At 42.8% G+C, this 22651-nt stretch carries 22 protein-coding genes and 1 tRNA gene; 9 read left to right on the top strand and 14 right to left on the bottom strand.

Annotated features, from left to right (window positions below):
• Nucleotides 1-4 precede the first annotated feature (4 nt).
• Together ACP7AK_RS01480 and ACP7AK_RS01475 are read right to left on the bottom strand one after the other, a co-directional pair.
• A complete protein-coding gene (locus ACP7AK_RS01480) occupies nt 5-544 on the bottom strand; it encodes a KdsC family phosphatase (protein WP_004279958.1) in 540 nt (179 codons plus the stop codon).
• Between the two features lie 3 nt (nt 545-547).
• Nucleotides 548-1591, bottom strand: coding sequence for a KpsF/GutQ family sugar-phosphate isomerase (locus ACP7AK_RS01475; protein WP_425878194.1), 1044 nt, complete (start codon nt 1589-1591; stop codon nt 548-550).
• A 433-nt stretch (nt 1592-2024) separates the two neighbouring features.
• Here ACP7AK_RS01475 and cysS point away from each other — a divergent pair, with 433 nt between their 5' ends.
• The 4 genes from cysS to ACP7AK_RS01455 all read left to right on the top strand — a co-directional run bounded on the left by cysS (nt 2025) and on the right by ACP7AK_RS01455 (nt 5636).
• Nucleotides 2025-3446 carry a cysteine--tRNA ligase gene (gene cysS, locus ACP7AK_RS01470; RefSeq protein WP_180087252.1) on the top strand — a complete coding sequence of 474 codons (1422 nt, stop codon included), beginning with the start codon at nt 2025-2027 and terminating at the stop codon, nt 3444-3446.
• Nucleotides 3447-3508: 62 nt separating this feature from the next.
• Nucleotides 3509-3584, top strand: a tRNA-Gly gene (locus ACP7AK_RS01465).
• Between the two features lie 192 nt (nt 3585-3776).
• Nucleotides 3777-4565 (top strand): PaaX family transcriptional regulator C-terminal domain-containing protein, encoded by a 789-nt coding sequence (locus tag ACP7AK_RS01460; RefSeq protein WP_224215710.1) that lies wholly within the window; start codon nt 3777-3779, stop codon nt 4563-4565.
• 93 nt (nt 4566-4658) lie between these two features.
• Nucleotides 4659-5636 carry a fatty acid desaturase family protein gene (locus tag ACP7AK_RS01455; protein ID WP_348939681.1) on the top strand — a complete coding sequence of 326 codons (978 nt, stop codon included), beginning with the start codon at nt 4659-4661 and terminating at the stop codon, nt 5634-5636.
• 31 nt (nt 5637-5667) lie between these two features.
• On the opposite strand, the gene ACP7AK_RS01450 is transcribed toward ACP7AK_RS01455, so the two are convergent.
• Nucleotides 5668-6609, bottom strand: a complete 942-nt coding sequence (locus ACP7AK_RS01450; RefSeq protein WP_425878191.1) for a cation diffusion facilitator family transporter — start codon at nt 6607-6609, stop codon at nt 5668-5670.
• A gap of 131 nt (nt 6610-6740) precedes the next feature.
• The gene (gene yfcF, locus ACP7AK_RS01445) at nt 6741-7382 is read right to left on the bottom strand and encodes a glutathione transferase (RefSeq protein WP_425878189.1); all 642 of its coding nucleotides are present in this window, start codon (nt 7380-7382) and stop codon (nt 6741-6743) included.
• A 240-nt stretch (nt 7383-7622) separates the two neighbouring features.
• On the opposite strand from yfcF, the gene ACP7AK_RS01440 reads away from it, so the two are divergent.
• Complete coding sequence (locus ACP7AK_RS01440) at nt 7623-8339, top strand: glutamine amidotransferase (protein WP_219309591.1); 717 nt, start codon at nt 7623-7625, stop codon at nt 8337-8339.
• A gap of 46 nt (nt 8340-8385) precedes the next feature.
• Here ACP7AK_RS01440 and ACP7AK_RS01435 read toward each other — a convergent pair whose 3' ends face one another.
• The 5 genes from ACP7AK_RS01435 to ACP7AK_RS01415 all read right to left on the bottom strand — a co-directional run bounded on the left by ACP7AK_RS01435 (nt 8386) and on the right by ACP7AK_RS01415 (nt 12902).
• Nucleotides 8386-8973 (bottom strand): YceI family protein, encoded by a 588-nt coding sequence (locus tag ACP7AK_RS01435; protein ID WP_425878187.1) that lies wholly within the window; start codon nt 8971-8973, stop codon nt 8386-8388.
• Nucleotides 8974-9103: 130 nt separating this feature from the next.
• Nucleotides 9104-9559 (bottom strand): GNAT family N-acetyltransferase, encoded by a 456-nt coding sequence (locus ACP7AK_RS01430; protein ID WP_253144725.1) that lies wholly within the window; start codon nt 9557-9559, stop codon nt 9104-9106.
• Between the two features lie 175 nt (nt 9560-9734).
• Nucleotides 9735-9950, bottom strand: a complete 216-nt coding sequence (locus tag ACP7AK_RS01425; RefSeq protein ID WP_005246695.1) for a hypothetical protein — start codon at nt 9948-9950, stop codon at nt 9735-9737.
• 134 nt (nt 9951-10084) lie between these two features.
• Complete coding sequence (gene tkt / locus ACP7AK_RS01420) at nt 10085-12073, bottom strand: transketolase (protein ID WP_004279970.1); 1989 nt, start codon at nt 12071-12073, stop codon at nt 10085-10087.
• Between the two features lie 445 nt (nt 12074-12518).
• Nucleotides 12519-12902 (bottom strand): prepilin-type N-terminal cleavage/methylation domain-containing protein, encoded by a 384-nt coding sequence (locus tag ACP7AK_RS01415; protein ID WP_004279971.1) that lies wholly within the window; start codon nt 12900-12902, stop codon nt 12519-12521.
• Nucleotides 12903-13375: 473 nt separating this feature from the next.
• Here ACP7AK_RS01415 and metK point away from each other — a divergent pair, with 473 nt between their 5' ends.
• The 3 genes from metK to ACP7AK_RS01400 all read left to right on the top strand — a co-directional run bounded on the left by metK (nt 13376) and on the right by ACP7AK_RS01400 (nt 16695).
• Nucleotides 13376-14542, top strand: a complete 1167-nt coding sequence (gene metK / locus ACP7AK_RS01410) for a methionine adenosyltransferase (RefSeq protein ID WP_004279972.1) — start codon at nt 13376-13378, stop codon at nt 14540-14542.
• A gap of 330 nt (nt 14543-14872) precedes the next feature.
• Nucleotides 14873-15217, top strand: coding sequence for a hypothetical protein (locus ACP7AK_RS01405; RefSeq protein WP_005104359.1), 345 nt, complete (start codon nt 14873-14875; stop codon nt 15215-15217).
• A 266-nt stretch (nt 15218-15483) separates the two neighbouring features.
• Nucleotides 15484-16695, top strand: a complete 1212-nt coding sequence (locus ACP7AK_RS01400; RefSeq protein WP_425878183.1) for a YeeE/YedE family protein — start codon at nt 15484-15486, stop codon at nt 16693-16695.
• A gap of 53 nt (nt 16696-16748) precedes the next feature.
• Here ACP7AK_RS01400 and ACP7AK_RS01395 read toward each other — a convergent pair whose 3' ends face one another.
• The 3 genes from ACP7AK_RS01395 to ACP7AK_RS01385 form a co-directional block, all read right to left on the bottom strand.
• Entirely contained in the window at nt 16749-17258 is a 510-nt protein-coding gene (locus tag ACP7AK_RS01395; RefSeq protein ID WP_425878181.1) for a hypothetical protein, read from the bottom strand.
• 63 nt (nt 17259-17321) lie between these two features.
• Nucleotides 17322-18101 (bottom strand): TIGR03915 family putative DNA repair protein, encoded by a 780-nt coding sequence (locus ACP7AK_RS01390; protein WP_004279976.1) that lies wholly within the window; start codon nt 18099-18101, stop codon nt 17322-17324.
• Nucleotides 18101-19360 carry a putative DNA modification/repair radical SAM protein gene (locus ACP7AK_RS01385; protein ID WP_004646658.1) on the bottom strand — a complete coding sequence of 420 codons (1260 nt, stop codon included), beginning with the start codon at nt 19358-19360 and terminating at the stop codon, nt 18101-18103. Before ACP7AK_RS01385 ends, ACP7AK_RS01390 begins: the two co-directional genes overlap by 1 nt.
• A gap of 207 nt (nt 19361-19567) precedes the next feature.
• On the opposite strand from ACP7AK_RS01385, the gene ACP7AK_RS01380 reads away from it, so the two are divergent.
• The gene (locus tag ACP7AK_RS01380) at nt 19568-20611 is read left to right on the top strand and encodes an NAD(P)H-dependent flavin oxidoreductase (RefSeq protein ID WP_425878178.1); all 1044 of its coding nucleotides are present in this window, start codon (nt 19568-19570) and stop codon (nt 20609-20611) included.
• Between the two features lie 54 nt (nt 20612-20665).
• Here the strand turns inward: ACP7AK_RS01380 and ACP7AK_RS01375 are convergent, their stop codons facing one another.
• The gene (locus ACP7AK_RS01375; RefSeq protein WP_180038555.1) at nt 20666-21343 is read right to left on the bottom strand and encodes a hypothetical protein; all 678 of its coding nucleotides are present in this window, start codon (nt 21341-21343) and stop codon (nt 20666-20668) included.
• Nucleotides 21344-21592: 249 nt separating this feature from the next.
• The gene (gene dusB, locus ACP7AK_RS01370; RefSeq protein ID WP_425878579.1) at nt 21593-22612 is read right to left on the bottom strand and encodes a tRNA dihydrouridine synthase DusB; all 1020 of its coding nucleotides are present in this window, start codon (nt 22610-22612) and stop codon (nt 21593-21595) included.
• Nucleotides 22613-22651 lie beyond the last annotated feature (39 nt).

Raw genomic sequence — 22651 nt, 5'->3', positions numbered from 1 at the left:
CTTATTAATAAGGCGCACGAGTATATTTTTCAAGTAACTCTTGGTACATGCCTTTGGACATTAACAGCATATCGCAGATTTCACGCACCGCACCACGTCCACCCTGCGCCTGAGTCACCAGATCGGCACGGCGGCGAACTTCGACATGACCATTAGGCACGGTCACTTTCATGCCCGCAATGGCAAAAGCAGACAGATCAGGCCAATCATCGCCCATGTACAGGCAATCTTCAGGATCAATATTGAGCTGCGCACAGGCTTCACGAAGTGCTGTACCTTTGTCTTCACGGCCCTGATAGACCAGATCAACACCCAGATCCGACATACGCTTTTCTACGATATTGCTTTTACGTCCGGTGATAATAATCACCTTGATTCCTGCTTGTTGAACCAGTTTCATGCCCAGACCATCACGAATATCAAAGGATTTGATCTCATCGCCAGTATTGGTCAGCGTTACAAAGCCATCACTTAAAATACCATCTACATCAAGCACCAGTGCTGCAATATGACGTGCCTGCTCTAATAATACATAAGATGCCATTTATTAATTTACCCCAGCCTGAATCAGGTCATGCATACTAATCACGCCAATGACTTTATTGGCATCATCAACAACTACAAATTGATTAATTTTATGTTCATTCATACGTTCCAGTGCGACCACTGCACGTGCTTCCTGAGAAATGGTCAACGGATTTTTGGTCATCACGTCCTGAATAGCCAGATTGACATCAAAACCTTGCTGCTTATCAATCAAGCGACGCAAGTCACCATCGGTAAAAATCCCCAGCAACACATCATTTTCATCGACGACTGTGGTTAAGCCCAAGCGCTTGTTGGAAATTTCGTACAATACTTTATTCATGGCGGTATCTGGCGAGACTTTAGGTAAATCTGCGCCAGTACGCATCAGATGCTTCACGTGCAATAACAGACGCTTACCCAGCGCACCTGCAGGATGTGAGCGTGCAAAATCATCTGAGGTAAAGCCGCGAGCGTCCAGTAAAGCCACCGCCAAAGCATCACCCAAAGCCAATGTTGCCGTCGTTGACGATGTCGGCGCTAAACCCAGTGGACAGGCTTCTTGGATATTACCCAACGTCAAAGCTACATCAGCATTTTGTGGCATTGGACCACGATCATCACCACTGATGGTAATCAGCGGAATTTCCAGATGTTTGATGAGTGGCATCAACATCATGATTTCATCACTCTTGCCCGAGTTTGAAATCGCAATCAGCACATCACCAGCCACTAACATACCCAAGTCGCCATGACCGGCTTCACCTGGATGCATAAAGAATGAGGGAGTTCCGGTCGAAGCAAAGGTCGCCGCCATTTTACGGCCAATATGACCTGACTTGCCCATTCCGGTAATCACCAGACGGCCAGTACACTGTAAAATAATTTCACATGCCCGGCTAAACCGGTTATCAATCTGTGTTGCTAAAATCTGTAGTGCATTTTCTTCGATGCGCAGTGTTTCAAGTGCGACTTTCTGGAAATCTAGTTGATTCGCTGTTTTTTGTGGATTCAAAGCCTGTTTACCTACGCTAAGGACAGAGAAAAACTCTGGTTTGATGGGCATAATTTTCGCAATTTTAGCATAGCTATGCAATTGTAAGCTTTCTAAATGTAGAAGATTCGACGGATTTTTAATATATTCAGATTGTATTCAACTTGCACAATCTGGTATCTCCGCCTCTACATTCGCTCCATTTTTGACGCTGTAAAAGGCACTTGTTTTTATTTTTTAGGGTAACACGCTTACGCTATCCGAAATAAGTTTGGGTCAAATCAGACCAGACTCATTCAAATATAATTCCATCAGACTGGCAAACACTGCCTCTGAAAATGTAAGCTCAATATTCGCTATTTCACTTCCTGAACCCCTTCTTTATAAATCACTCTCGTTGCCTAACTCCCCTAAATAACTGAGGCTTTTTACGCTTTTATCTTTATGAATAATTATGCTTAGGTTAAGATGATTCATCCTTTTATTTGAAGTCTTTTGAACAGCTATGCAACCATTTGTTCTATATAACTCAGAGCAACGCAAAAAAGTAGAATTCGTACCTCGTGTTGAAGGTCAAATTGATCTGTATGTCTGTGGTATGACGGTGTATGACTACTGTCATATTGGACATGCACGTACAGTGGTTGCATTTGACTATATTATCCGTTTCCTGCGTAGCCAAGGCTGGAAGGTCAAATATGTGCGTAATATTACGGATATTGACGATAAAATTATTAAACGTGCCAATGAAAATGGCGAAAGTATCTCAGAGCTAACCAGCCGCTTTATTGATGCGATGAATGAGGATTTTGCCAAACTGGGCTGCCTTGCACCTGATGTAGCACCTAAAGCCACAGATTACATCGATCAGATGCAAGATATGATCAGCAACCTGGTCGACAAAGGTACGGCTTATCCATCCAATAATGGTGATGTCTACTTTGAGGTCGAGAAGTTTGCCAAATATGGTCGTCTTTCTGGCCGTAAATTAGAAGATATGCAAGCCGGCGCGTCTGAACGTGTCGATGTTGAAGTCGAAAAGAAACACCCGTTTGACTTTGTCCTCTGGAAACATGCCAAGGAAAATGAACCGTCATGGGCATCACCTTGGGGCAATGGCCGTCCAGGCTGGCACATCGAATGTTCAGCAATGTCGACCTGCTGCCTAGGCAATCATTTCGATATTCATGGCGGTGGTGCTGATCTGACTTTCCCGCACCATGAAAATGAAATTGCACAATCTGAAGCATCTACTGGCGAACAGTATGTTAATTACTGGATGCATGCCGGATTCATCAATGTCGATGGCGAGAAAATGTCGAAGTCTTTAGGCAATTTCTTCACCATTCGCGACGTGATTGAAAAATTCCATCCGGAAGTGGTGCGTTACTTTATTGTCTCTTCCCATTATCGTAGCCCGGTGAATTACTCGGATGTTGCCTTAAAAGAAGCAAAAAATACCTTGTCTCGTTTCTACCATTCTTTTAAAACCTATCAGGCGGTTTATGGTGATCATCTGATTGAAACTCTGGATGAGGCTTTGGTTGAGCGTTTCAATGCCGCTATGCGTGATGATTTCAATACGCCTGAAGCGATTGCGGTATTGTTCGAAATCAATAAAGAGCTGAATCGTACCGTGAAAGAAGAAAATGCGGAACAGGCAGCGATCTACTACGCAACTTTACGTCACCTGACCAATATTCTCGGTCTGGTACAGCAAAATGTAGATGAGTTCCTCAAATCTGACATTGGTCAAGAAGCTCTAGGATTGTCACCTGAACAAATTGAAGATTTGATTCAACAGCGTCAGGATGCCAAGAAAGCCAAAGAGTTCGCACGTGCGGATGAGATTCGTCAATCTTTACTTGATCAAGGCGTGGTACTTGAGGATACTCGTCAAGGTACAGTTTGGCGTCGTGCTGATTAATTAATCAAACAGATTTATAGGGAGTTGACACTGCTGTGGAATTCTCTATAATTCACCTCATTGCGGGAATAGCTCAGTTGGTAGAGCATAACCTTGCCAAGGTTGGGGTCGGGAGTTCGAGTCTCCTTTCCCGCTCCAGAATACGAAAAACCCTTATCGAAAGATAAGGGTTTTTTTATTGTGTTTGAAAAAAATTTATTAATAAAATGTATATCTCAAATCACTTATTCATCCTCTTTTACCCTGACAATTTTTTTGGGTTATTCATGACAAAGTGCTATTGTGGATAAACTTTAAAACTTTCAATCCCTTTCATAACGATATCGTTTCATGACTTATAAATTGAATGCTCGTCATCTTGTTTTAGACTTACTCTACGCTTCTAAGAACTCAACCTTGACTATTAAGCGGATATTAGCTGCTGCTGAATTATTGGGTATATCTGACAATGGTATCCGTGTCGCTGTGGCTCGATTAAATCAGGAAAATTTCATTCAAGCTGTGGAACGCGGCGTGTATCAATTGCTAGAGAAAAAATTCGATACTTCTTTTATCAGCTTAAACAAACACCCTGATATGCAAACGGCGACCACATGGAACGGAAAATATGTATTGGTCTATACCGGCACTTTGGGACGTGTAGACCGTACCGCCTTATATAAAAGAGAAAAAGCGCTGCGTTATTATGGTTTTCAGGAACTAGAGCAAAATGTTTTTATTCGTCCCGATAATTTAACGCTAAACCTAAGTCCATTAAAAACAGCTGTAATCCAGTTTGGATTAGATCCTGACGCACGTTTTTTCCAAGTCAGTCAACTGGAAAGTGAAACCGAAATTCGTGATTTATGGGATATCGAAGAGCTACATCAGACCTATCATGCAGTACAGCATGATATTAACGACTGGTTTGAAAATTACCAAAATCTGACTTTAGCAGAGGCTGCAAAAAGTGCCTTTTATCTAGGTAAATCTGCCCTGTTTAGTTTACGTGCTGATCCTTTGCTTCCTGCAGAATGGATAGACACCGATGCCCGACAACAATTTGAGCTCGCAGTCCGCAAAATAGAAAAACAGGGTCAACTTTTATGGCAACACTATTTTAAAGACCAAGGGGTCTAATTTATTTCTTTTTTATACACAAAAATAAATTGACTGTAATATTTCATCCAAATATATTGAATAAAGCAATAAGAACTAAATATAGGCAGAAGAATGAACAGCAAGGTCAGTGTCACAGAACTTTTTAGTCGTGATGAAATTAAAGAACTCACCACGACCTCAGACTTACACGGTGCCTGGGCAGTAGGTTCAACCTGGACCGTAATTGTCATGACCTTTGGTACGGTTGCCTATAGCTGGGAATATTTACCTACATGGGGGAAAGTCCTGATGTGCGCGCTGGCATTGGCCATTCTTGCGGGACGCCAGCTTGCGATGGCTATTTTGATGCATGATGCCTCACATCATAGCCTGTTCAAAACTAAATGGTTAAACACTCATTTGACCGACTGGCTCTGTGCACGCCCGATCTGGAATGATGTTAGCAAGTATCGTCCTTATCATCTGAAACATCATGCTAAAACCTCACAGCCAGATGATCCTGACTTGGGGTTGGTAAAAAAATTTCCCATTACTCAAAGCTCACTATTCAGGAAATTTTTCCGTGACCTGAATGGACAATCTGGGCTTAAGTTTCTTGCAGGTCGGGTATTGATGGATCTTGAATTACTGGAATGGAGTGTTTCCAACGACCCCAAGCCAATTCTGCGTGGTGATCGTAGCAATCTAGAACTCGCAAAAAATCTGCTGAAAAATAGTTCAGGTATGCTGATCTCAAATGCAGCAATTTTTTCTGCACTGTGGGCCAGCGGACATCCTAAACTGTATTTATTATGGCCTCTTGCCTATATCACTCCATTTCCCCTGTTTATCCGCATCCGAGCCATGGCTGAGCATGCCGGATTAGAAACCAGTCATTCTGCCCTTAGTAATACCCGAACCACTCGTGCAGGTTGGTTGGCACGTGCTCTGGTTGCCCCGATTCATGTGAACTATCATATTGAACATCATTTGATGGCCTCTGTTCCGCATCAAAAGCTGGCGAGAATGCACCAGATGTTAAGGGAGCGTGAGTATGTCGATGCTCCGCCAAGTTATTTGGATGTGATTCGCTCACTTTTAAAAAAATAATCAATTTTCCCGATTCTTATATTATTCCACTTCAATGCTGATGGGTTTCGACATGTGAATGCAGATGTGAGGATTGTCCCCGATGTTCTGGTGGGCAGTCTTCCGCTTCAATCTGCAAAGTCATCTCGGTAATATGATGCTCATGGTGAAGCATCTCAAAGGTCTGATGCCGCAGTTTCTGATAATCCACATTCGGCGCAACCAGATGCACAGTCAGCATGACTTTTTTGGAAGTAATTGCCCAAACCTTGAGCTGATGAATGTCCTGAACCCCTTCGAGCGCCAAAAGATCGTGGCGTAATTTTTCAATATCAATTTCATCCGGCACACCCTCAAGCAGAATATTGATGCTCTGTTTCAGCAAAATCCAGGTTCTTGGCAATACCCAAAATCCGATCAATACCGCAATCAGCGCATCCATCCACATCCAGCCAGTCAAATAAATCACTAGTGCCCCAATAATTACTCCGACTGATCCCAGCGCATCACTGAGAACTTCCAGATAAGCACCTTTAACATTGAGACTTTCCTGACTACTGGATACCAGAATTTTCATGGAAATCAGATTAATGGTCAGCCCCAAGGTGGCTACGATCATCATCCCCAAACTCTGGATTTCCGGCGGATGACTCAAACGCTGATAAGCTTCAAACAAGATATAAATCGCAACTACAAACAGCATCAAGGCGTTAAACAGGGCAGCCAGAATTTCAAAACGCTGATAACCAAAAGTCCGTTTATTGTCTGCCGGTTTTTGTCCAATTTTAATGGCCACTAATGCGATAGCCAGTGCAGCAGCATCGGTAAACATATGCGCAGCATCAGAAAGTAGGGCCAAACTTTGAGTCAGAAAACCGGCAATCACTTCCACAATTAAAAAAGTCGTGGTTAATGCCAACGCTATTGATAATTTTTTGGCATTTTTTGCAGTCACAGTGACATGACTATGTTCATGATGATGTGAATTCCCCACCGGCCACTCCTTCCTTCTTATTCAATGAGGATTATATCCTCTGTATCTTTCAAGTTTTATTCTGATTCATATTACGCTTGAATTTTATCTATTTAAGTAGGTTTTTTTATGAACTGTTTTATCAGTCGGCATTAGATTAAAGTTTTAGCTTTTTCATGTTCTGCAAGCCAGGCTTGTACCGAAGCACACTTAAAATTACGCTCGACATATTCTATTATTTTCACAGGAAGTTTCACCTGATGGCTCAGCAAACGATGCAACATAAAGGCCAGATCAAAGTCTGCAATGGACCAGTGTTCAGTCAACCATATGTCCTCCAGCATATATTCTGCCACATTCACCAAGCGCTGAATTTCTTCAGTGATCGGAGCTGTAAGAGGTGTAGATATTTTTGCTGGGTGAAATACCCAATCGGAAGGCATCTGCTGGCGGATTTGCATAAAATCGGTTTTGACCAAAGCTTGTATGGCGCGACATTTGGCTCTGGCCTGAATTTCCTTAGGATATAAGGCCGGATAACTTGGAGCCGGAAAGGCATCTTCCAAGTATTCAGTGATCGCCCATGATTCAAACAGGCTAAAGTTATCTACTATTAAACACGGAACTTTAGCACTTGGACAAATGGCTTGATAAGCCGCGGATTTCTGTTGCTGCTGATCTAAATCAATCACGATTTCCTGAAAATCTAAACCCTTTTCTTTTAAGGCAACATAAACCGACATGGCATAGGGGCTGATTCTGTTTTTATCGACATATAAACGTATATTTTGCATATCCTTGATCCTGATGGTCTTGTTGTTTTTATTCAGTACGGCAGTCTTACTCTACTCTCTTTCCTACACAAAAGAAAAAATGAACTGCTTAATGTAGCGATCACACGGAAATTTTTAGAAACTTTCTGATAGCGCAGCGATGCTCATTATTTTCTATTTTGCACAGGATCGGTAGATAAAGCCTTTTATTTTGCTTTTGATTCACGTTAAATTAAATCATTCTCTTGATATCAAAAAACTATGCTGAACTTAGCCCACCTCCCCGATACCGTTTATGCCATTCAACATCTCGCTTTTGAAGACTTAGGCGCTTGGGAAGATATTTTTTATCAGCTCGGCTTACGTGTGCGTTATTTCGAAGCCGGTATCGATGATCTCACTAAGGCTTTTGAACATCCCGGATTAACAGTCATTCTCGGTGGCCCGATTGCAGTCTATGAAACTGAGGATTATCCTTTTTTACAACAGGAAATAGACTTACTTAAAGTTCGCCTGCAAAAGAATTTACCGACATTAGGCATCTGTTTAGGTGCGCAATTAATTGCTGCTGCATTGGATGCTGAAGTCTATCCAGGAGATGTAAAGGAAATTGACTGGTCTAAACTCAGTCTTGCTTCTATTGAAAATAATCCACTAAAAGCTCTGGATGATATTGACGTCCTGCATTGGCATGGTGATACCTTTGACCTACCTGAACAGGCTGAATTGCTGGCCAGCTCTGATCTTTATCCAAATCAGGCCTTTCGGGTAGGACAGAATATTCTAGCACTACAATTCCATGCTGAAGTGGCCAGTGAAAGTTTAGAGAAATGGCTGATTGGACATACCTGTGAGTTACGCAAAGCCCAGATCAATATCCCTGCCTTGCGGGCGGATCATCAAAGCTATGCGCCCGCGCTTGAACAGGCAGCCAGTTCGGTATTGATGCATTATTTAGAAAACCTGCAACTTAAATAACCGTAATAAAAAAGCACCCAACTGGGTGCTTTTTTATTTGTCATTTTTACTTTTTCGGAGCAGGTACAGAAGCCTCGGTAGTAATGTTCACTGTAATTTTATCGCCCACATTTGGAACATAACCGCCTACCCCAAAGGCTGAACGGTTAAATGAAGTGGTTGCATTGAAACCAATCGTTTGTAATTTTGTCATTGGGTGCATGCCTTGTTTATTTAAAACTGCGTCCAGTACCACAGGTTTAGTGACATCTTTTACGGTTAAGTTACCGGTGATTTTGTATTTGTTTTTGCCTAAAGCCTGAACTTTAGTACTTTTAAAAGTGATATTCGGATATTTGGCAGCATCAAAAAATTCTGCTGTCTTAATATGGTCATCCAGCGCTTTCACATTCGTATTAATGCTTGCAACCGGGATATTCACATTGACCGAAGAATTCGCAGGTTTTACATTATCAACATTAATCGTACCTTGGATGTCACTGAAGTTTGCAGATGGTGTAGAGAAACCAAAGTGGCTCCAAGAGAACACCGTTGCTGAATGAGTCGGGTCAATCGTATAGGCCACTGGTTTTGCCATAGAAACTGTTGCTACAGATGCGACCGCCAAGCCTAATGCTAATGTTTTGAAATTCATGTTTTTATCTCACGTTTTGGATGTTATTAAGTGTATAGAATCTGGAACCGTTTACAGCCCTAAAGATAAAACGTTTTGTTGCAGTGATGAAACGATAAAATTGTAAGTTATTTTTTTTAATTTTTGAGCTTTAATCCATACGGTACTGGATGAATCCAGTTTTCTTGGCGACTTTGTTATACAATGCTTGTGCCTGATGATTTGATTCCTGAGTCAGCCAGTAAACCCGGTCGCAATTACGCTGCTGTGCAACCTGATAGACATGTTGAATCAACTTACGCGCCACACCCTTTCCCCGATAGTCAGGATGGGTAAATAGATCCTGCAAATAGGCATAAGGTCTTACTGTCCAGCTACTATTATGTTCGATAACATGCACAATCCCCACGACCTTTCCATCCATCAGCGCCGCAAAACCGTACATTGAATCTAATTCATAATTGGTTAATTTATCCCAGGTATTTTCACTTACCTCTTCAGAAATTTGCGTCTGATAAAAGCGTTGATAGTCTTGCCATAAAAATAGCCATTCTGCCTGTGATATTTGCTCTAAAGATTTGATCTGGATCTGGGGCTGTATATTCATGTTTAACCGCTTCTTTGGCTTATTTCTTTAATTTAAGTCATTTCGATAGTAGTCGCTGAATTTTTATAGCGGCCTAAACTTAGCTTTATCTCATCTGGTGCTCATAAGCAACCTGTCAGATGAAAATCATCCGGCATAAAAAAAGGCCCAATCAGGGACTTTTCATGCTTTATGTTTAAAGTTTTTCAACCAGAATACGATCAACCTGTTTTAGGCCAGTCGTCTTTTCATGATTTTTACGACGCACTTTAATGACCTTTTCTTCGGCTAATTCTTGCAGCATTAAATCAACTGCAACCATCGCTTCAAGAGCTAACTCCTGTCCGATCCACTTGAGTTCGCCTGCATCCATTAAAATAATTTCATCGTTAATTTGTTCATACAAGCTCATGTTCATCTCACTCTTTCATTTCGACTATGGGAGAACTTTCTAACGATTGCCACATGAAAACAACGCTAAAAAGCGAAAAAATAAAAGACGCCCCAAAAATGGAGCGTCTTTTAAAAAACTGCTTAATCAGTTGATTATGCAGTAATCTCTTTTATAGCTGCTACAACTGCTTCAGTGGTAATCCCGAAGAACTGGAACAGATCTTTTGCAGGTGCAGATTCGCCATACGTTGTCATACCGATTACGCGACCATCAAGGCCCACAAATTTCCACCAGTAATCAACATGTGCAGCCTCAACAGCAACACGTGCACGAATATTTGATGGAAGAACCGCTTCACGATAAGCTGCATCTTGCTTCATGAATTCTTCAGCACATGGCATAGACACGACACGCACGCCTTCAAGCTGTGCATAAGCTTCCATTGCCAGAGATACTTCAGAACCAGTTGCAATGATGATGGCTTTCAATTCGCCTTTTTCTTCAGCCAATACATAGCCACCTTTCGCAGCGTTCTCAATTTGAGCTTGAGTACGGGTTTGGAATGGCAAGTTCTGACGAGAGAAGATCAATGCGGTTGGACCTTCAGCACGCGTTAATGCAGATTTCCAAGAAATTGCTGCTTCAACGGTGTCACATGGACGCCATGTATTTAGGTTTGGTGTACCACGAAGGGATGCGATCTGCTCAACAGGTTGATGCGTTGGGCCATCTTCACCCAGACCAATTGAGTCATGCGTATACACATGGATCACGCGCTGTTTCATTAATGCAGACATACGTACCGCATTACGTGCATATTCCATAAACATCAGGAATGTTGCTACATAAGGGATGAACCCGCCATGCAGTGCAACACCATTCGCGATTGCAGTCATACCGAATTCACGTACGCCATAGTGTACGTAGTTACCTGCCGGATTGTCCTGTACGCCTTGCGCGCCTTTCCAAAGGGTCAGGTTAGAACCTGCAAGATCCGCAGAACCACCTAGAACTTCTGGCAATAATGGAACAAGTGCTTGCAATACATTTTGGCTGGCTTTACGCGTTGCAATTGTTTCAGCTTTGGCATTCACTTCTGCAATATAGGCATCCGCTTTTGCAACGAAGTCAGCCGGTAATTCACCAGATAAACGACGTTTAAATTCAGCGGCTTCAGTTGGATATTTTGCAGCATAAGCAGCAAATGTTTCGTTCCAAGCTGCTTCTGATTCAGCACCTTTGGCTTTCGCATCCCAAGCTGCATAAACATCTTCAGGAATCACAAATGCTTCGTCAGTCCAACCTAGCGCTTCACGAGTCAACACGATTTCGTCATGACCGAGTGGTGCACCATGACTGTCTTCTTTACCTTGCTTGTTTGGTGAACCCAAACCAATCACGGTTTTACAGATAATGATGGTTGGTTTAGCAGTTTCAGCTTTCGCCTCAATCGTTGCCTGACGGATTGCATCTGCATCGTGGCCATCAACTTTAATCACTTGCCAGCCGTATGCCAGAAAGCGTTGTTCTGTATCGTCAGAGAACCAGCCTTCCACTTCGCCGTCAATCGAGATGCCATTGTCGTCATAGTAAGCAATCAATTTGCCCAGACCCAATGTACCCGCCAAAGAACATGCTTCGTGAGAAACACCTTCCATCAAACAGCCATCGCCGAGGAAGCAATAAGTGAAGTGATCTACAACTTGGATGTCGTCTTTGTTGAATTGCGCAGCTAGAGTTTTTTCAGCCAGTGCAAAACCGACAGCATTCGCGATGCCTTGACCTAAAGGACCAGTCGTCGTTTCAATCCCTGGTGCATAGCCCAACTCCGGGTGACCAGGTGTTTTAGAATGAAGTTGACGGAATGCTTTAAGATCTTCAATCGAAAGATCGTAGCCCGTTAAATGAAGAAGCGCATATTGAAGCATAGAGCCATGGCCATTTGATAATACAAAACGGTCACGGTTTGCCCAATTCGGGTTGGTCGGGTTGTGGTTCATGAATTCACGCCAAACCACATCAGCGATATCTGCCATCCCCATTGGAGCACCTGGATGTCCTGAGTTTGCTTTTTGCACAGCATCCATTGCCAATACACGAATTGCGTTTGCAATACGACGTTCATTAAGCGGGGTTGTCATAAATCAGAGTCCAAAATATTCAGAAATAGGAAATGATGAAAAGACTTTCAAAACTGCTGTCTATTGTCTTAAAAAAACAGCGAGGGGTAAAGACTAACCAACAATATTTATCAGTTTATTGAGTGTCTCTTGCCTTATCGTACAATTATTCCACATTTCTTCTTCGGCTTTGATTCGCTCTACTGGTTTACAGATTGAATTATCCTGCATTTCAAAAGCGACTTTAATTTCTGTATCTGGATTTCAAGCTGATAAACAGGATTGAATTTATGCTGATTTTGTTTCTATTTCATATGTCTCACACCATTATTTTTGAAGAAAATTCATACAATTCTCTGATGTATTCATAATGTAATTTGTATTAAATTTTATAAAATATTGGCAGGATTGTTTGATATACAGGTGAAATCTAATTTGCCTAGGCTAATTTCCAACCTCGGCAGACTTATTGTCCTTGACAATCTTTAGGCAAATAGCGCTGCTGAATATCAGTGGAATAACATTTGCCACTATGAACATCAAAAGCGACTGATTTCCCGCGAATCGCAGTATCTACACCCTGCTCTCGTATCTTGAACTCTATCCGGCAAGCGGCATTAATAATGACTTTTTCGATATATTGACCATGCCCACCAATCTGGCGTCCGGCATCACAGTGCTGATCCGAAGCAATAAACTGGGTTCGATATGCTCCAGCCTGTTCAAACACTTCGGCCAATTGATTACGCACGACATAAGCTTGATAACTCATAAAAGCCATCGTCACTAAAATCGCGATAATGATGAGCACGATCAGCACTTCAATCAGGGTAAATGCCTTTTGATACATGATTTCTGATCTCCTTACAGTCTTGCTCCAAGAAGTCCATAGCAAAAGATGTCGCCATTCCTAACCAGCTAATGTGGAAGACTTAGCGCTAATATGAAGATATACCCGAACATCAACAAGACATTTGGTCGCAAGGCGCACAGCCTGAATCTGCTTTATTGATGTAATGATCACTTGCTTAAGTAAATTTTGAATTTTGAGCTTTGTATTTTGTCTATCGTCTATTTTTTTAAGATTTAATCGGAAATCTAAGCATTTAATTTTCTGACAGTCTGACGGATTAAAATATTGTTGCTTCATATTCCCCAATCAATAATGCTGTCTAAATAGACATATCAATTTTTTTAATTCTATTAATCAATTAAAAACACAATAATTTGAAACAATTTCGACCAATTTTGTCGTGTTAAGCTAGTCCTAGAGCGCAACTCGATGTAACATATCGGGTCTTTAAAATTAACTGTGATAGGACTATGCGCGAGTACGCTGTATTTACTTCGGAATCTGTAAGCGAAGGCCATCCAGATAAAATGGCTGACCAAATCAGTGACGCTATTTTGGATGCAATCTTAAAAGAAGACCCATATGCACGGGTTGCTTGTGAAACGCTTGTAAAAACAGGTGCGGTTGTACTTGCCGGTGAAATCACAACGACAGCAAATGTTGATTTTGAGGCAATTGTACGTCATACCGTAAACGGAATTGGTTATCACCATTCTGATCTTGGTTTTGATGGTTCAACCTGTGCCGTGATCAACATGATTGGTAAACAGTCACCTGAAATTGCTCAAGGTGTCGACCGCCAGAAACCTGAAGATCAGGGTGCCGGCGACCAAGGTTTAATGTTCGGTTACGCCAGCCGCGAGACTGATGTATTAATGCCTGCGCCGATTTCATATGCGCATCGCTTGATGGAAAAGCAGGCTGAATTACGCCGTAATGGCACCTTGCCATGGTTACGCCCAGATGCAAAAAGCCAGGTAACGTTTGCTTATGAAAATGGCGTACCAGTTCGTTTAGATGCAGTCGTTCTTTCGACTCAACATGATTCTGAAATCACTCAAGCGAACCTGAAAGAAGCTGTGATTGAAGAGATTGTGAAGAAAATCATTCCTGCTGACATGTTCCATGCGGACACCAAATTCCACATCAACCCAACGGGTATGTTTGTGATCGGTGGTCCTGTGGGTGACTGTGGTTTGACTGGCCGTAAAATTATCGTAGATACCTACGGCGGTATGGCACGTCACGGCGGTGGTGCTTTCTCTGGTAAAGATCCATCTAAAGTTGACCGCTCTGCTGCGTATGCAGGTCGTTATGTGGCGAAAAACATCGTTGCTGCTGGCTTGGCTGACAAGTGTGAGATTCAGGTGTCTTATGCGATTGGTGTTGCTGAGCCAACTTCAATTTCAATCAATACATTCAATACTGCAAAAGTCTCTGAAGAATTGATTATTGCACTGGTTCGTGAACATTTCGACTTACGTCCATATGGCATTACCCGTATGCTTGACCTGATCCAGCCAATGTATAAGCAAACTGCTGCTTATGGTCACTTCGGTCGTGAAGGTTCAGATACTGCATTTACCTGGGAAAAAACTGACAAAGTGGAAGCGCTTAAAGCCTCTGCTGGTCTATAAGTTTTTCTTAAAAAAAGCCTGCATCATGCGGGCTTTTTTCTGTCTTTCATTTCTTCATTTTTAGAATTATCTCTGGCTCATGATGCCAAATATCTAAATACCAAACTTCATACTATAATCTGCATGTCGAATGATAGTTTTGAAGCTCCCCTCTCTGTGAATATCACTATTCCATGAAACTTAAAACAACTTCCGACTGTGCCATTACAGTATAAGTATCGAAAAAAGTTACAGTTAATCAACAAATGTTGATCTATTTGCTAGCATAAATCTAAACAAATGGCTGCTAAATTAGATTGCAGCTCTACAACAACAAAAGGATATTACTCGATGAATAAATTACTGATTGCTTTAGGTTTGGCGACCACTGTTGCCTTAGTCGGCTGTAGTAAAGAAGAAGCGCCTGAAACCGGCGCAACCACAGGTGAGCATTTAGAAAATGCAGCCAATCAAGCCGGTCATGATATGGAAGATGCCAGCCGTGAGGCTGCGGTAGAAACCGAACGAGCAATGGATAATGCCGCGGAAAATACTGCTCAGGCAGCGGACGAAGCAGCTGCTGCAACGTCTAGAGCAGCAGATGCCACTGCGGAAGCAGCACGTAAAGCAACTGCAGCAACAGCTGCGGCAGTTGAGGAAGGTGCCGGAGAAGTTCGGGAAAAAGCTGAAAACTGATTTTAGGATTCAGCTTGATGTTTAAAAGCCTGCGATTGCAGGCTTTTTTATTAGAGATGATTTTAAATAGCGAATGATCTAAATTGAAATTGCATTAATTCTTGATGGGATCATTTTTTATCTAAATGAGTCGACAAAATCAGATAAACTGATAAAACTTATCAAGTATTAGAATGACTTAATTGTGATTCACTCGGCAAAACGGGCTGCATTTAAACTGAAATTCAGTAGAATACCAGCCTTTATTTTTAATAATTTAATCTCCCATGTCAGTCATTGTTGCTGCTTCCCAACGGTCGAATATTTCGGTCTGGGCAGCTTTTATCTTGCTTATCATAGGTACAATCGGTGCCTATCAAATCGTAGGCTTAAATCAGGCTCTATTATTCTTGATTGGTGGTGCACTGGGCATGACCCTGTACCATGCTTCATTTGGTTTTACTTCGAGCTGGCGTGTCTTTATCAAGGAACGTCGCGGCCGTGGTTTACGTGCACAAATGATTATGCTCGCTCTGGCGGTCCTGCTGTTTTTCCCGGCTTTAGGTGCAGGTGAATTATTCGGCAACCCAGTTAAAGGTAACGTTAATCCTGTTTCCATGTCAGTCATGATTGGTGCCTTTATTTTCGGTATCGGCATGCAACTTGGTGGCGGCTGTGCATCAGGTACGTTGTATACTGTAGGTGGCGGTAGCGCACGTATGCTGGTGACGCTCTTGTTCTTCTGTATCGGGTCTGTGATTGCGACCTCGCACCTTGACTGGTGGTTTGCCCTGCCACATCTTGAACCGATTTCACTGGTAGAAAGTTTAGGCGTTCTCCCTGGATTACTGTTGAGCTTTATCGTTTTTGCCATCATTGCTGCAGCAACAGTTTATTTCGAAAAGAAACGTCATGGCAGCCTGGAAATTGAGCCACGCAGTGAATATCAGGGCTGGAAGCGCTTTGTTCGTGGTCCATGGCCTTTGATTTGGGGCGGTATTATTCTGACCTTGCTCAACTTTGCTACGCTGGCACTCGCAGGTCGTCCTTGGGGCGTAACCTCTGCGCTGGCAGTTTGGGGTGCCAAAGGTGCTACGCTTGTGGGTGTTGATGTAGCTTCTTGGGATTATTGGCAAAAAGCAGGCAATGCCAAAGCACTGGCAGAATCATTATGGTTTGATATTACCTCAATGATGAACTTCGGTATCATGCTGGGTGCTTTGTTGGCAGCAAGTTTGGCAGGTAAATTTGCGCCGAATTTCAATATTCCAAAACGTTCACTGATTGCTGCTGTTGTAGGTGGCATAATGCTGGGCTACGGCGCACGCTTAGCTTATGGTTGTAATATCGGCGCATATTTCAGTGGGATTGCCTCTGGTAGTCTGCATGGCTGGTTATGGCTGGTCTTCGCTTTTATTGGTAACGGGATCGGGGTAAAACTTCGTCCGATTTTCTTCTCGGATGAAAAACCGCAGTCTGAAAAACTGACCGGTTGCTAATGCTTAAAATCAAAAAAGCCCATCTGTGATGGGCTTTTTTCTGGCTTTAGGATTTACAGCGCAGCTTTTAAATTACAGCCATAACCCATGGTCTGCTGGACCTGACGATAAGTCGTATAACGATCCAGAATAAAGGTATAAAAATGATCAGCGTCAGAGAAATTGGCTTTTAAATTTTCATTCTTGGCATTAGGCAGTTTAATGTCATCGACCAGTTCCAGATTGTAATGTCCCAAGCGGTACATATCGGCAAAATAACTATTCATCATATCGCAATAGGCAATTTTACTGGGTTTTAATGCCGTACTGCTAACGAGATGCTGGTTCAAGCTTTGCAGATTATTGACATCTAAAGGAAACTGGTGTGCGAAAGCAATGCTTTCGACTTTCTTAAATTTCTGAAAGTCTTGGGCTAACTGGACATTGAGTGCATCAAAACGTTGCTGCAGTTCCTGTGCGGTCTGAACCTGATATTTGGCTGGATCTACGACCGGTTTTTGTGGTTGTTCCGAACATGCAGTTAATCCAGTGAGCAGTGCTAATGACGTTAGCCATACCTTCATGTTTATACACTCAATTTAAATATACCAATGCTTATTATGCCTGAAAGCAGCTTGATGTACTGTTTAAAGTAATTTCTCATTCATATAACGCCAGTAGCGCTTTGGCACATATTGAATATGCAATTTCATGTTCTTGCGCGCCTGAATATTCACACTGTTAAAATAGTCTTTCCAGAGCTGATCATATAGCAGCTCTTGATCATCCAGTTCAATACTGAATGATTGACTATGACCAATCCGGATTTGTGGATCGATTATTTCAGCGTTCATCTCGACCTGATGCATCTGCCTTAAATCATAATAAATACCGTAATTACGCTGCTCGTCATAAATCAGCCAACTTTGATCCTGATAACGCTCCTGAAAATGTCGGGAAATAATCGGCAAGACATTAAAATCCGGTCTGACCAGACTCAGAAACAAACCATCTTTGGCTTTTTTAAAGCGTACAAAAGCCTCCATACGATGCTTTTCCCGCCCCACTTGCTTGGCCCATTGCGACATGCCGATCACCGCAGTATGACCATAATCTTTATCGACTGGACGCTGGTTTTGAAAGACATAGACTGCAAAATCAAAAAGAGTCTGGAACGCTGCTTCCTGCTCTGACAAAAACGTATAGTAAAAAGCACGCAAACTGCTGGAAGATACTTTCTGCTTTAATCCCTGCCACACCCGCTGCCCATGCTGATCATTAGAGGCCACATGGATAAATTCATCAAATAAACCTGTTTGTGCTTGAGGATTGGCCGTCACTATCACGTTAAATTCTTTAAACTCGAAAGCACGAAATACACAACTGAGCAGACCAGTCATGCTGCCATCAAAACAGTAACTTGCCACTAGAAACCAAATCCTAATTGAGGTGAAAGTTGCTGCTGATATTTGGATTGCCCTGACATCAAAATTTGCTGGCGAATCTGATGGGCGTGCTGATCTTTCTTAAATTTCGGTGTATCCGCACAGCGAATAAAATGCTGCGCCCGGTTATAAGCCACGCCCATGCGCCTTAGCTGGTCAATATGAATCTGTCCAAAACGGCGTGCCTGTACAATTTTCTGGGCAGAACGCACGCCTATGCCGGGTACCCGTAGAATCATTTTATAGTCGGCACGGTTAATATCGACTGGAAAGGCTTCAGAATGACGCAAGGCCCAACTGAGTTTAGGATCAATCTCCAGCTCCAGATTCGGATGCTGATCATCGACAATTTCATCAGCAGCAAAGCCATAAAAACGCATCAGCCAGTCAGATTGATACAGACGGTTTTCTCTTAATAATGGCGGTGCTGAGCCGATAGCAGGTAAGGCTTTATCTTCAGGATTAATCGGGATATAGCCAGAGAAATACACCCGCTTCAGCTTAAATTCCTTGTAATGCCGGTCAGCCATTAAAATAATGTCCTGATCGGTTTCACTATGCGCGCCCACCACCATTTGTGTAGTTTGTCCGGCAGGTACAAATTTTGGAACGGACTTGATCAGCTTGCGTTCATCTTTGAGCTGGATCAACCGGTCACGCACAATGCCCAAGTCTTTTTGTACTTCGGCATGGGTTTTCTCAGGCGCAAATTTTTGCAGTCCCGCCTCCGTCGGCATTTCCAGATTAATACTCATACGATCGACATACAGTCCAGCTTCGGTAATGATCTCCTGTGATGCACCCGGAATAGTTTTCAGATGGATATAGCCATTAAAGTTTTCTTCGAGTCTAAGTTTTTTGACCACCTGCAGCATCCGTTCCATGGTGTGATCGGCCGATTTAAAAATCCCCGAACTGAGAAACAGACCCTCAATATAATTACGCCGATAAAAATTCATGGTCAGATCCACGACTTCCTGCACGGTAAATGCAGCACGCTGGACGTCATTGGAACGGCGCGAAACACAATAGGAACAGTCAAAAATACAGACATTAGAGAACAGAATTTTCAATAAGGACACACAGCGGCCATCTTCGGTATAACTATGACAGATGCCATTCCCGGTATTGCCCACGCCCTTGTCTTTATTTTTACGGTTGCTACCGCTGGATGAGCACGACACATCATACTTGGCAGCATCGGCTAAAATTTGCAGTTTTTCACGGATACGATCAGACATGAGCTCAAAAAATATTTGACCAAAAGGCTATTATAAGGTGTTCAATTCTAGGCTAATAAAAGTTCTATCTTTTTGGCGACGTAGCGTGTCGCAAGAAATGTAAATAACACGTAACCCATGCTGCAGTATTTCAAAATAAAATAACCAATATGATTTGCTTAATTTTGTGCTCAAAGGCAAAGTAAAAGCATAACAAGGAGCAAATCTATGTCTTTATTAGAAAATCTCGGAATTAAACATCCTATTTTCTTGGCACCGATGGCAGGTGTCTCTACGCCCGAGCTTGCTGCCGAAGTGTCCAATCAGGGCGGCTTGGGTTCACTGGGTCTGGGGGCCAGCAGTATTGATGCAGCGCGACAACAGATTTTAAAGACTCAAGAACTGACAGATTGCCCTTTTCAGGTTAATTTTTTCTGTCATGACACTGTTCCTGTAGATGAGGCTGTAGCGCAGGCATGGATTGCACAGTTTAAAGATAAATTTGCCGAATATGGCGCTCAGGCACCAGATCATTTGGAGTGTATTTATCCGAGTTTTAAAGACAATGATGACTTTCTGAATCTGGTATTAGAAATCAAACCGCGAGCAGTCAGCTTTCATTTTGGGATTCCACATCCGCATCAGATTCAAGCCCTAAAACAGGCCGGGATTCTGACCATGGTATCTGCCACCAATTATGCCGAAGCTAAAGCCATTGAAGCAGCCGGAATTGATATCATTATTGCGCAGGGTATTGAGGCTGGTGGCCATCGCGGGATTTTCTCGACCAAGTTTGATGCTTCAGTCAAAACCTCCAATCTGGTGAAGCTGATCAAACAGCATTCTTCCTTGCCGATTGTAGCGGCAGGCGGGATTATGACGGGTGAGCAAGCGCGTCAAATGATGGATTTCGGTGCAGATGCCGTGCAACTTGGGACTGCATTTGTGCAGTGTAAATCTTCTAATGCCAATGATGCCTATCGTAAAGCCTTATTTTCCAAGCCACTCACTCAGGTGAGTGCCAGTATTTCCGGTCGTCCTGCACGCGGCATCATTAACCACTGGCATATTGAAGTGGATACACCCGATCGGCTGGATGTTCCGGCTTATCCATATACTTATGATCTGGCCAAGCAATTACATGCTGCTGCTGCCAAACATGGGGATCAAGGTTATGGTGCATTCTGGGCAGGTTCGAACGTGGCACAGATTCGTGAAATGGAAGCTTCCGATCTGATTAACCAGCTCGTACTGGAAATGAAGCATCTTTAATTATTGAATCATAAAAAAACCTCTCACATGGAGAGGTTTTTAATTTATCTAGAATTAGCGTGTGACACGATGCCAGGCATCTTTAACTGCAAATTTAGCTTCTTCCCAGTTGAGGCGGGACTCACCTTTTAACTGTTCCCATTTGGTACGCAGTTCAGGTTCAGCACGATCAAAATCCGTATCATGCTCATACATTGGACGGTTTTCATAACCGACTCGATAAGCACCGCGATAATCACGATCATAATCTAGATCGCCATATGTGCTACGCGTTTCATTAAAATACGGGCGATTATGATACTCATCTCTCCAGTAATTATCTTCTGCACTCAAATGATCTGGATGTCGATAATTATTTGCCTCAGGCAAGTTCTCTGGATGCTGGTAATTATCTGTCTGCTTCCCATGATCAGACGTTGCAATGTCATTACCTGCAATACCGCCAACCACTCCACCGATAATACCACCCACCACTGCACCTGGAGGGCCACCCACCAGACCTGCAACTGCGCCTACAGCCGCTCCGCCCAAAGTACCGGCACTGGTCGCAGCCAGATTATCTTCACCTTCATTCATGTCTGGAACACGAGGATTATCTTTCACGGGTGTATTCAAATCTGGACGCGCATTGGTATCAGTCGGATTGATATTCAGGCCTTCACTGCGTTCTTGTGGCAATTCCGTTGACGTTTTATGGCTAAACTCTGTGACTGGACGATTGGTATTTGTCATTACAGATCTCCCTCAATGATGACGATAAACAAAATGGATCACATCTGGTTTATATCTGGATAGGTTCATCATAGAGGAAGCTTGAGTAAGCAATGTCCAAGTCCTGTCCAGTTTAAGTGAACAAACTGTGCTGCTATGTATTAGACAGGCTGAAGTGTAAACAGAATGCAAAAATCCGCCTGCTCAAGATAAAAAAGGTAGGGATTTCATGCAAAAAATATTACATGATTCGCTGAATTGTGCCCGCCATCACTTGGTTTCCAGTAAATTCACTTGCTCGGCTTGTACATCATTCATGGTTAAACCATGTTCTAGCAGTGCATTAAAATAATCTTCTACCACACGATACTGGTCAGCGGTATTTTCTACCTGATACATGTTCTGGCGAAACTCGTTGCTAGAACGCAGACCTTTGGTGTACCAGGCAATATGTTTACGGGAAATCCGGCAGCCGGAATATTCGCCATAGAACTCGTATAATTCTGTCAAATGTCCCAGTAGCACATCTTTCACTTCTGTAATACTTGGTGCATCAAGATATTGACCGGTTTTTAAATAATGGGCAATTTCACGAAAAATCCAGGGCCGACCTTGTGCTGCACGACCAATCATAATTGCGTCTGCACCGGTATAATCCAGCACGTATTTGGCTTTTTCAGGACTGTCGATATCACCGTTAGCAATCACGGGAATATTCAACATTTCCTTTACGTCTTTGATTAAAGAATAACGCGCGGTATTCAGGTACATATCTTCACGGGTACGGCCATGTAAAGCTAGCGCTGCAATTCCGGCTTGTTCAGCACGTTTAGCGACACGCATAATATTTTCCTGACCGTTCAAATAACCAAGACGGGTTTTTAAGGTCACTGGCACATCAACTGCAGCCACAACTGCATCCAGAATACGCGCAACTAGATCTTCATCCTGCAATAAAGCAGAACCGGCGAGTCGGTTACAGACCTTTTTGGCTGGGCAGCCCATATTAATATCAACAATTTGCGCACCATTGGCCACCTGATAACGTGCCGCTTCAGCCAGATCATGGGGATCTGAACCAGCAATCTGCGCTGAAATCGGTGCCAGCTCTCCATCAAAATTGGCACGATATAAGCTCTTTTTACTCATGCGCAAAGTTTTGTCAGATGTCATCATTTCACTGACCGCATGGCCTGCACCAAAGTATTTGCACAAGGTTCTAAACGGACGATCGGTCACACCTGCCATGGGGGCCACCCAAAGCTTCCTATCTATTGATCTTCCAAACAATTCTTCAATTACATTGTTTTTGCTCAAAATCTTTAACCT

It is taken from the genome of Acinetobacter sp. TWP2-2-3, from assembly GCF_049896445.1.
In the GTDB taxonomy this organism is placed as follows: domain Bacteria; phylum Pseudomonadota; class Gammaproteobacteria; order Pseudomonadales; family Moraxellaceae; genus Acinetobacter.
The sequence above is the reverse complement of the archived record's forward strand: the minus strand, read 5'-3'. Positions and strand labels throughout refer to the sequence as shown.

What these genes read in the sequence shown, in the direction of transcription:
- ACP7AK_RS01400 (WP_425878183.1), top strand. Translation starts at nt 15,484, where the DNA reads ATGTCAGTCATTGTTGCTGCTTCCCAACGGTCGAATATTTCGGTCTGG.
- ACP7AK_RS01380 (WP_425878178.1), top strand. Translation starts at nt 19,568, where the DNA reads ATGTCTTTATTAGAAAATCTCGGAATTAAACATCCTATTTTCTTGGCA.
- ACP7AK_RS01480 (WP_004279958.1), bottom strand. Translation starts at nt 544, where the DNA reads ATGGCATCTTATGTATTATTAGAGCAGGCACGTCATATTGCAGCACTG.
- ACP7AK_RS01455 (WP_348939681.1), top strand. Translation starts at nt 4,659, where the DNA reads ATGAACAGCAAGGTCAGTGTCACAGAACTTTTTAGTCGTGATGAAATT.
- ACP7AK_RS01460 (WP_224215710.1), top strand. Translation starts at nt 3,777, where the DNA reads ATGACTTATAAATTGAATGCTCGTCATCTTGTTTTAGACTTACTCTAC.
- ACP7AK_RS01395 (WP_425878181.1), bottom strand. Translation starts at nt 17,258, where the DNA reads ATGAAGGTATGGCTAACGTCATTAGCACTGCTCACTGGATTAACTGCA.
- ACP7AK_RS01425 (WP_005246695.1), bottom strand. Translation starts at nt 9,950, where the DNA reads ATGAGCTTGTATGAACAAATTAACGATGAAATTATTTTAATGGATGCA.
- ACP7AK_RS01385 (WP_004646658.1), bottom strand. Translation starts at nt 19,360, where the DNA reads ATGTCTGATCGTATCCGTGAAAAACTGCAAATTTTAGCCGATGCTGCC.
- ACP7AK_RS01435 (WP_425878187.1), bottom strand. Translation starts at nt 8,973, where the DNA reads ATGAATTTCAAAACATTAGCATTAGGCTTGGCGGTCGCATCTGTAGCA.
- yfcF (WP_425878189.1), bottom strand. Translation starts at nt 7,382, where the DNA reads ATGCAAAATATACGTTTATATGTCGATAAAAACAGAATCAGCCCCTAT.
- tkt (WP_004279970.1), bottom strand. Translation starts at nt 12,073, where the DNA reads ATGACAACCCCGCTTAATGAACGTCGTATTGCAAACGCAATTCGTGTA.
- cysS (WP_180087252.1), top strand. Translation starts at nt 2,025, where the DNA reads ATGCAACCATTTGTTCTATATAACTCAGAGCAACGCAAAAAAGTAGAA.
- ACP7AK_RS01415 (WP_004279971.1), bottom strand. Translation starts at nt 12,902, where the DNA reads ATGTATCAAAAGGCATTTACCCTGATTGAAGTGCTGATCGTGCTCATC.
- ACP7AK_RS01405 (WP_005104359.1), top strand. Translation starts at nt 14,873, where the DNA reads ATGAATAAATTACTGATTGCTTTAGGTTTGGCGACCACTGTTGCCTTA.
- ACP7AK_RS01430 (WP_253144725.1), bottom strand. Translation starts at nt 9,559, where the DNA reads ATGAATATACAGCCCCAGATCCAGATCAAATCTTTAGAGCAAATATCA.
- metK (WP_004279972.1), top strand. Translation starts at nt 13,376, where the DNA reads ATGCGCGAGTACGCTGTATTTACTTCGGAATCTGTAAGCGAAGGCCAT.
- ACP7AK_RS01475 (WP_425878194.1), bottom strand. Translation starts at nt 1,591, where the DNA reads ATGCCCATCAAACCAGAGTTTTTCTCTGTCCTTAGCGTAGGTAAACAG.
- ACP7AK_RS01375 (WP_180038555.1), bottom strand. Translation starts at nt 21,343, where the DNA reads ATGACAAATACCAATCGTCCAGTCACAGAGTTTAGCCATAAAACGTCA.
- ACP7AK_RS01440 (WP_219309591.1), top strand. Translation starts at nt 7,623, where the DNA reads ATGCTGAACTTAGCCCACCTCCCCGATACCGTTTATGCCATTCAACAT.